This window comes from Streptomyces sp. NPDC048483 (assembly GCF_040651455.1).
In the GTDB taxonomy this organism is placed as follows: domain Bacteria; phylum Actinomycetota; class Actinomycetes; order Streptomycetales; family Streptomycetaceae; genus Streptomyces.
The window spans coordinates 1-8,196 of the sequence record NZ_JBEZJZ010000197.1 but is presented as its reverse complement, the minus strand read 5'-3'; the positions used below and the strand labels follow the sequence as shown (position 1 = coordinate 8,196).

The 8,196-nt window shown below is 71.3% G+C and carries 7 protein-coding genes; 5 read left to right on the top strand and 2 right to left on the bottom strand.

Features of this window, described 5'->3' with window-relative positions; translation table 11 throughout:
- Positions 1 to 373: 373 nt before the first annotated feature.
- Together AB0D04_RS41645 and AB0D04_RS41640 are read right to left on the bottom strand one after the other, a co-directional pair.
- Complete coding sequence (locus AB0D04_RS41645; protein ID WP_362712621.1) at positions 374 to 1,660, bottom strand: cytochrome P450; 1,287 nt, start codon at positions 1,658 to 1,660, stop codon at positions 374 to 376.
- A 267-nt stretch (positions 1,661 to 1,927) separates the two neighbouring features.
- Entirely contained in the window at positions 1,928 to 2,395 is a 468-nt protein-coding gene (locus tag AB0D04_RS41640) for a nuclear transport factor 2 family protein (protein WP_362712620.1), read from the bottom strand.
- 130 nt (positions 2,396 to 2,525) lie between these two features.
- On the opposite strand from AB0D04_RS41640, the gene AB0D04_RS41635 reads away from it, so the two are divergent.
- The 5 genes from AB0D04_RS41635 (at position 2,526) to AB0D04_RS41615 (ending at position 8,105) form a co-directional block, all read left to right on the top strand.
- The gene (locus AB0D04_RS41635; protein WP_362712619.1) at positions 2,526 to 3,632 is read left to right on the top strand and encodes a Gfo/Idh/MocA family oxidoreductase; all 1,107 of its coding nucleotides are present in this window, start codon (positions 2,526 to 2,528) and stop codon (positions 3,630 to 3,632) included.
- A gap of 162 nt (positions 3,633 to 3,794) precedes the next feature.
- Complete coding sequence (locus AB0D04_RS41630) at positions 3,795 to 5,240, top strand: FtsW/RodA/SpoVE family cell cycle protein (RefSeq protein ID WP_362712618.1); 1,446 nt, start codon at positions 3,795 to 3,797, stop codon at positions 5,238 to 5,240.
- Entirely contained in the window at positions 5,237 to 6,727 is a 1,491-nt protein-coding gene (locus tag AB0D04_RS41625; protein ID WP_362712617.1) for a penicillin-binding transpeptidase domain-containing protein, read from the top strand. Before AB0D04_RS41630 ends, AB0D04_RS41625 begins: the two co-directional genes overlap by 4 nt.
- A gap of 4 nt (positions 6,728 to 6,731) precedes the next feature.
- A complete protein-coding gene (locus tag AB0D04_RS41620; RefSeq protein ID WP_362712616.1) occupies positions 6,732 to 7,193 on the top strand; it encodes an HD domain-containing protein in 462 nt (153 codons plus the stop codon).
- Positions 7,194 to 7,271: 78 nt separating this feature from the next.
- Positions 7,272 to 8,105 carry an ATP-binding cassette domain-containing protein gene (locus AB0D04_RS41615; RefSeq protein WP_362712622.1) on the top strand — a complete coding sequence of 278 codons (834 nt, stop codon included), beginning with the start codon at positions 7,272 to 7,274 and terminating at the stop codon, positions 8,103 to 8,105.
- Positions 8,106 to 8,196 lie beyond the last annotated feature (91 nt).

Here is an 8,196-nt window from a genome sequence, read left to right as displayed (position 1 = left end):
CGGCAACATACGCGCAGGTCAGAGGCACATTCGCCGCCTTACTAATCACGCCCTCCGGAGCCGTGTGCGCAGGTTCGAATCCTGCCGGGGGCACTTCGCAGACATCAGCGTGATCCATCCACTGGTCTGCAGTGCCGTGATCAAAGAGCCGGACCCAGGACACTGGGTCCGGCTCTTTGCTGTTGCCCGGGACCGGCGGTGCGTGATCTCGAGGAGCCTGCCCTTTCCGTCGAGCGTGGTTCCGCTGCCGTCCTGGTGACGGGCTTCACCTCCGGGGCGTCGGTGCCACGGCGGAATGCAATGACCGGGCACCGCGGCATTTCGCGAGGTGCCCGGTCAGGGGGACGTATAGGGAAAGCGCCCGATTTCCCGGTCAGTTGCCGAGGTGGACGGGGAGCGACTCGATTCCGTAGACAATGGAAAGTTTGCGGAATTCGAGGTCCTCGGGCTTGATGGCCAGGCGCATGTGGGGGAAGCGGCGGACCAGGGCGGGGTAGGCGGCGCGGAGTTCCATGCGGGCCAGTTCCGCGCCGACGCAGCGGTGTATTCCGTAGCCGAAGGCGAGATGGGACGGAACGTTGCGGGAGGGGTCGAACTGTTCCATGTCCGGGCCGAGTTTGCCGTCCCGGTCGGCGCCGCTGAGGGAGCACAGCACCACGTCTCCGGAGGTGATCTGTACGCCGCCGATTTCGATGTCCTCGCGGGCGAAGCGGGGAAAGGCCACCTGGACGACGGTGAGGTAGCGGAGCAGTTCCTCGACATAGCGCTCTGCGGCATCGTCATCGTCCTTGAGGGCCGCGAAGTGTTCCGGGTCCTGGAGGAGGACCAGGGCGCCGAGGGCGAGCATGCTGGCGGTGGTTTCGAAGCCGCCGGTCAGGACGCCGTCGGCGAGGCCGGCCAGTTCTTCGTCGCTGACCGAGTCGCCGTGTTCCTTGACGATCATGCCGAGCAGGCCGTCGCCCGGATTCTCGCGCTGCTTCTTGACGATGTCGCGGAAGTAGGAAAGGGATTCGGATATGGCACCGAAGGAGGCATTGGCGCCGCTGAAGAGGTCGAAGCGGGCGGCGCTGAGGCGTTCGAAGTCGGCGCGGTCCTCGTAAGGGACGCCGAGGAGTTCGCAAATGACGAGGGAGGGAATGGGGAGGGCGAAGGAATGGACGACGTCGACCGGGTCGCCGTTCTTGCCGGCCGCTTCCATGGCGTCGAGGCGTTCTTCGACGATCTCGTGGATGCGGGGGGTGAGGCGGCCCAGGCGGCGCATGGTGAATTCGGGCGTCAGGAGCCGGCGGAGACGGGTGTGGACGGGCGGGTCGGCGAATCCCAGGCCGCCGGGGTTCTGTTCGACGCCGGCGCCGGCCTTGCCGACGAGGTTGGTGAAGTCGGAGCTGAAGGCGCTGGCCTTGCCGAGTACCGCCTTGACTTCGTCATAGCCGGTGACCAGCCAGACGTTGGCGGCTATCGGCACCGGGAGCCTGGTGATCGGTTCCTTCTCCCGGACGGCCCCCAAGTCGCCTACGGGGTCGAGCCCCTCGCGCCGCAACGGCATCAGGACGGCCTCGGGCAAGAAAGACATTCGCGACAGATCGAAGCCCTTCTTGCGCGTTCTCGCCAGATACATGCGGCCGGCCCAGGCGATGATCCGGGAACGGAGAGTCGTCATGACGCTAATACTGCCTTTCGTCGAGGGGGTCGGTCACCCGCGCTCCGCGGCCCATGGGGCCGAGACGGCACGGGACCTCCACTCGGCGTGGACGGATGAGACGTACGCCATAGCCCCTCGCTTGCGGTGGTCATGGTGCGGGTCCATGCCAACGACCGGTGTGTTCGGTCGGCCGCATCAGCGTGACGAGCTCGGCCTTGCGCTTTTCGGTGTGTTTGTTGCGTTCGGTCTGTTCGTTCAGTTCGGTCGGAACGAGTTTACAAACTGTCATCGGGCGCGTTGACGGAACGAACCAGGGATATCCCCGAGACCGTCCCGGAGATATCCCTGGGTCCGCTCCTGGGACTGCCCCTCACCCTCCCTCACTTCCCTGCGCGCCACCTTGCCGTCGTGGAAGGTGTAGAGGTGCTGGACGGTCCGCTCCGCCCAGCGGTCGTCGCCGTTCACGTCTTGGGCGCCGGGGCGTACTTGGGCCCGGATCCGGCCGTCCGGGTCACGGGTCATTCCCTCCAGCCGCACCAGAGGGTGGCCGACGGCGAATTGGGCCCTCCAGTAGGCCAGGACGGCGTCGATGCCGTGCAGCCGGGTGCCTTCCGCGACATTCGGCCACTCCACGTCCGGGTGGAAATGGGCGCGGGTGAAGGCCTCGACGTCCTGGGTGTCGAAAATCTCGTAGCAGCGGCGGAGGAGGTCTGCCTGGGCGGCGGGGATGCCGGGGGTCGTGGGTGGCGTCATGGTGGACAGCGAATCGCGTTTCGGGCGGCGCGGGCCGGGGTTCCGTCCGTGGCGAACGGCGAATTGCCTCCATCGGCCCTGCGGAGAAATTGCTTGGCGGACGGCTGCCGTGCGGGCACACACTGGTCCGATGGCTGCCATCGGCGTTGTCGGGTTGGTCCGTGGGCTGTATGTCGCCCGTTGGTGCGCGCGGCTGGGCGTCCGGGTCGTGGCGCTGTGCGATACGGACGAGGCGCGCATCACCGCCGCGGCCCGTGAGTTTCCGGGGGCGCGTACGACGAGTCGGTGGCGGCATCTGCTCGCGCCGGAGGCCGGGCTCGACGGCGTAGTGCTGGCGCATGACTTCGACCGGCATGCGGAGGCGGCCGTCGCGTTCCTCGATGCCGGGATCCATGTCCTGAGCGAGACGGCGGCCTGTACGACGGAGCGGGAGGGGCGGGCCCTGGTCGCGGCGGCCGAGCGGAGTGCCGCCTCGTATGCATTCGCGGAGAACTATGTGGCGCATGCGCATGTGCGCGCCATCGGGGAGCTGGTACGGGGCGGCGCCGTCGGTGCTCCGCAGCTGATCGAGTCCGACTACGTGCATGCCGCGTCCCCCGAGGACGTCGCGGCGCTCGTCGGCGACCCGGCGCACTGGCGCGGCCGGATCTCGCCCACCGAGTACTGCACCCACGCCCTCTCGCCCGTACTGGATGTCACGGGCACCTGGCCGGTGGAGGTGAGCGCCTTCCCGGTGACCACTCAGGAGACGCGGCCGGGGGCGGTGGTGCTGATGGTGCGGCTGTCGGACGGCGGACTGGCCCTCACCCGGCAGACATTTCTGCAGGGCGAGCCGGACAGTCACTGGCACTGGTTCTCGGTACGCGGCTCGCGGGGCCTGGCCGAGTCGGTGCGGGCGGCCGGTGAGCGCTCCTGGAACGTACGGGTGCGGCGGGACGCCTGGACGGCACCGAAGGAAAGGGCAGGCCAACAGGGCGCGTACGAGGAGGAGTTGGTGCCGCCGCCGCTGCGGATCGGGGGCACGCGGGGCGCGGAGCCGGTGGCGGTGCCGCGGCACGACGAGGGGACGGCGCTGATTGCGGAGGCGTTCCGGGCGTGCATGGAGGAGGACGGGGCGGTGCCGCGGGTGGGGGTGCGGGAGGCGGTCGCGGCGTCGCTGGTGGGGACGGCCGCGACGGTGTCGCTGCGGGAGCACGGGCGGGCGGTGGCGGTGGCGGACGTGCGGTCGTGGACGTAGATGTCCGGTCGCGGACGTGGCCGTTCGGTCATCGGCTTAGACGTACGGTCGTGACGTAGCCGTCCGGTCGTGGACGCAGGGGCCGTCGGCTCCGGGGTCCGCTCCCGAACACCGGGTGCGACATAACGGATATATGGCCCGCTGCTTGCTACGTTGCCTGGCATGACGGCAACGGCACCGGCAACCCCCGCGCGCGCCGCGGACACTCCCCCGCCCCTGCCGCTGCCGCCCAAGCGGCGGGGCATCGAACTGGGCCTGCTGGCGGGCGCGGTGTTCATCAGCGTCTGCGGGTATCTGGTCGTGGGGGCCGCCACCGCGCAGGCCGTCCCGGCGGGCGCCGCCAAGTACGGCGCCGGTCTCGGTGCGCTCGCGCTGCTCGCCCATCTCGCCGTACGCTTCCGCGCCCCGTACGCCGATCCGCTGCTGCTCCCCATCGCCGTACTGCTCAACGGCCTCGGCCTGGTGCTGATCTTCCGGCTCGACCGGGAGACGCCCGGCAACCATGCCGCGCCCGCCCAGCTGGTGTGGTCCGCGGTCGGCGTGGGGCTCTTCACCGGCGTGATGGTGCTGCTGCGCGACCACCGGATGCTGCAGCGGTTCGCCAATCCGTGCGCGGCGCTCGCGCTGCTTCTCATGGTGGCGCCGATCCTGTTCCCGGCCGTCAACGGCGCCAAGATCTGGATCCGGGTGGCGGGACTCTCGCTGCAGCCCGGCGAGTTCGCCAAGGTGCTGATCACGGTGTTCTTCGCGGCCTATCTCGCGGCGAACCGCACGGCGCTGGGTGCGGGCGGGCGCGCGATGTGGAGTCTGCGGCTGCCCACCGGCCGGGTGCTCGGGCCGGTGGTGACGATCTGGCTGGTGAGCGTGGGCGTACTGGTCCTGGAGCGGGATCTGGGGACCTCGTTGCTGTTCTTCGGGATTTTTGTGGTGCTGCTGTACGTGGCGACGGGGCGGCTCGGGTGGCTGGCGGTGGGGCTGCTGCTGGCGGGGGCGGGTGCGGCGGCGGTGGGGACGCTGGAGCCGCATGTGCACGGGCGGGTGGCGGACTGGCTGCATCCGTTCGCGGGGATCGCGGCGGGCGAGGGGCCGGGTCAGCTCGCCCAGTCGCTGTTCGCCTTCGCGGCGGGCGGGCTGCTGGGGACCGGGCTGGGGCAGGGCGATTCGCAGCTGATCGGGTTCGCCATGAAGTCCGACTTCGTACTGGCGACGTTCGGCGAGGAGCTGGGACTGGCCGGGCTCTGCGCGCTGTTCGTGCTCTACACGCTGCTGGTGGGATGCGGGTTCCGGGCCGCGCTCGGCATCCGCGACCCGTTCGGCGGGCTGCTGGCCGTGGGCCTTGCCGCACTGCCCGCCGTCCAGGTCTTCGTCATCGCGGGCGGGGTGATGGGGCTGATCCCGCTGACGGGGATGGCGATGCCGTTCCTGGCGCAGGGCGGGTCGTCGGTCGTGACGAACTGGATCATCGTGGCGCTGCTGGCGCGGATCAGCGACCGGGCCCGGGGGCCCGAGCGGGTGCGGGGGCGGCCGGCGGCGGACCGCCCCGAGGGCGGGGAGCCGAGGACCGGCCGGGAGCCGGAGCGCAGCCGGGAGCCGGAGCCGCGCCCGTGAACCGCTGTATCCGGCAGACCGCCGTCATCTGTGCTCTCCTCCTGGTCGCGCTGCTGGTCAACGCCGCCCGGGTGCAGCTGTGGGAGGCCGATGCGTACACCGCCAATCCGGCCAACCGCCGTGCCGCACTCGCCCGTTACGCGCAGCCGCGGGGCGCCGTGCTGGTCGCGGGCCGGCCCGTCACCGGCTCCCGGGACAGCGGCGGCCGGCTGCGCTACGAGCGGACGTACACCGACGGCCCCTTGTACGCACCGGTCACCGGCTACTCCTCGCAGCTGTACGGCACCTCCCTGCTCGAGCGCGCCGAGGACGGCATCCTGGCGGGCACCGACGGCCGGCTCGCCACGTTCCCCTGGTGGGACCGGCTCACCCGCGGCCACCGGCCGGGCGGCAGCGTCGCCACCAGCATCGATCCCGCGATGCAGCGCGCCGCGTTCGACGGGCTCGGCCGCAAGAAGGGTGCGGTGGCCGCGATCGAGCCGCGTACCGGGCGGATCCTGGCGCTGGCCAGTACGCCCTCGTACGACCCCGGCATGCTCTCGGGGAACGGGACTTCGGTCAGCGACAGCTGGCGGCGGCTGAACGGCGCGGCGCCGCGGCCGATGCTCAACCGGGCGATCCGGAAGGCCTATCCGCCCGGCTCCGCCTTCAAGGTCGTCACCGCGGCGGCGGCGCTGGAGAGCCGAGCGGTGACCGACATCGACGCGCCCACGGACGTCCCCGACCCGTACACCCTGCCCGGCACCGCGACCCGGCTGAGCAATGCGGCGAAGGGCTGCCGCAACGCGAGCCTCAAGGACGCCTTCCGGATCTCCTGCAACACGGTGTTCGCGCGGCTGGGTGCGCGGATCGGGCTGCACGCTATGGCGAAGGCCGCGGAGCGGTTCGGGTTCAACGACCGCCGGCTGCGCATCCCGTCCCCGGTGGCGCCGAGCACGTTCGCGGCACAGATGGATGCGTCGCAGGTCGCGCTGTCGGCGATCGGGCAGTTCGACACCACGGCCACCCCGCTCCAGATGGCGATGGTCGCGGCGGCGGTCGCCAACGGCGGGATCCTGGCGCCGCCGTATCTGGTCGACGGGGTGGCCAACGCCCGGGGGACCACCCTGGAGGCCGGGCCGCAGCGGTCCGCGCGCGCGGCGATGGGACCGGCCGTCGCCGCGCAGCTCCAGGAGATGATGGTCGACGTCGTGGAGCACGGGAGCGGGCGGCAGGCCGCCATCAAGGGCGCCACGGTCGGCGGAAAGACCGGCACCGCGCAGCACGGGGTGCGCAACGAAGGGGTGCCGTACGCCTGGTTCATCTCCTGGGCGCGGGCGAAGGACCGCAATGAGCCGTCGGTGGCGGTGGCCGTGGTGGTCGAGGAGGCCGCCGCGGACCGGTCGGACATCAGCGGCGGCAGCGTCGCGGCGCCGGTCGCGCGCGAGGTGATGGCGGCCGCGCTGCGGAACGACGGGCGCGCCGGTACCGGTGCCGGGTCACAATGACCGCATGGCTGATTCGACACCGTCCCCCCTGCTGTCGCTCGCCGAGGTCGAGGAGCTGGCCCGGCGCGCGCACGAGGGCCAGGCCGACAAGGCGGGCCGCCCGTACGCCGAGCATCTGGCGGCGGTCGCGGCCGGGGTACGGCAACGGGGTGGCAGCGACGAGCAGATCGCGGCGGCGTGGCTGCACGATGCCGTCGAGGACGCGGCGCTGAGCCGGGAGTGGCTGGCGGGCGCGGCGCTGAGCGAGGCGACCAAGGCGATGGTCCTGGCCGTCACCAAGCGGGCGGGTGAACCGGTCGAGGAGTACACCGCCCGCATCCTGGCCACGCCCGGCGCGCTGCTGGTCAAGGAGTCCGACCTCGCCCACAACGCGGACCCGGTCCGGCTGGCCGTGCTGGACGGGCCGACGCGGGAGCGGCTGACGGCCAAGTACGCAAGGGTGCGGGCCCTGTTGGGGCTGGAGTAGCGCGCCGGCGGGTCCACGCACCGGACGCCGCCGCAGAAAGGTGTCCTGCACAGCTACTCTGCGGCGATGAGCCCTGTGATGCCCCCTGAGACGAGTGCCCCGCAGCCTTCGGACCCGCGCGGCGCCCGGGTGATCGCGGCGCTGGACGGCGTCGGTGTCCGCCGCTACACCACCGACCAGGTCATCCTCGACGCCGTCGACTGGACCGTACGCTCCGGTGAGCACTGGGCGCTGCTCGGCGCGAACGGCGCGGGCAAGACGACCGTCCTGCGGCTCGTCGGCGCGCTGATGTTCCCCACCGTCGGGACCGTCGAGGTGCTGGGGCACCGGCTCGGCTCGGTGGACGTACGCGAGCTGCGCGCCGTCATCGGCCTGGTCTCCAGCGCGCAGAAGGTGCCGCAGGACGCGACGGGCCATACGGTCGTACTGACCGGCGCCGGCGGTACCGTGCAGCCGCTGTGGCGCACCTATGACGCGGCCACGCGCGAGCGCGCCCATGAACTGCTCGCCGAACTGGACTGCAAGGAGCTGGCGGACCGCCCGTACGGGGTGTGCTCGGGCGGTCAGCGGGCCCGGATCCTGATCGCCCGCGCGCTGATGTCCGACCCGTCACTACTGCTGCTGGACGAGCCGTTCAACGCGCTCGACCTGCCGTCCCGCGAGGACCTGATCGATGCGCTGCACCAACTGGCCCTGGAACGGCCGGAGTTGGCGACCGTGACCGTCACCCACCACCTGGAGGAGCTCTCCCCGGCCATCGGCCACGCCCTGCTGCTGCGCGACGGGCGGGTGCAGGCGCGCGGCCCGGTGGCCGAGGTGCTGACCGGGGAACGGATGACGGCATGCTTCGGCCGGCCGATCGAGGTGTCCCGGCACGAGGGGCGCTGGCTGGCCCGGTCGGGAAGGCGCTAGAAGGTTGATGAAGATGTTGGGTTCTGGCTTCGCCGCGTGAGCGGCGGGGCCAGACTCGTTGTTGTGGTTCAAGGGGAGTGGGTCGGGGAGA

Excerpts from the sequence above, each read along its gene's own strand:
- AB0D04_RS41645 (WP_362712621.1), bottom strand. The coding sequence starts at position 1,660 with ATGACGACTCTCCGTTCCCGGATCATCGCCTGGGCCGGCCGCATGTAT.
- AB0D04_RS41640 (WP_362712620.1), bottom strand. The coding sequence starts at position 2,395 with ATGACGCCACCCACGACCCCCGGCATCCCCGCCGCCCAGGCAGACCTC.
- AB0D04_RS41635 (WP_362712619.1), top strand. The coding sequence starts at position 2,526 with ATGGCTGCCATCGGCGTTGTCGGGTTGGTCCGTGGGCTGTATGTCGCC.
- AB0D04_RS41630 (WP_362712618.1), top strand. The coding sequence starts at position 3,795 with ATGACGGCAACGGCACCGGCAACCCCCGCGCGCGCCGCGGACACTCCC.
- AB0D04_RS41620 (WP_362712616.1), top strand. The coding sequence starts at position 6,732 with ATGGCTGATTCGACACCGTCCCCCCTGCTGTCGCTCGCCGAGGTCGAG.
- AB0D04_RS41615 (WP_362712622.1), top strand. The coding sequence starts at position 7,272 with ATGCCCCCTGAGACGAGTGCCCCGCAGCCTTCGGACCCGCGCGGCGCC.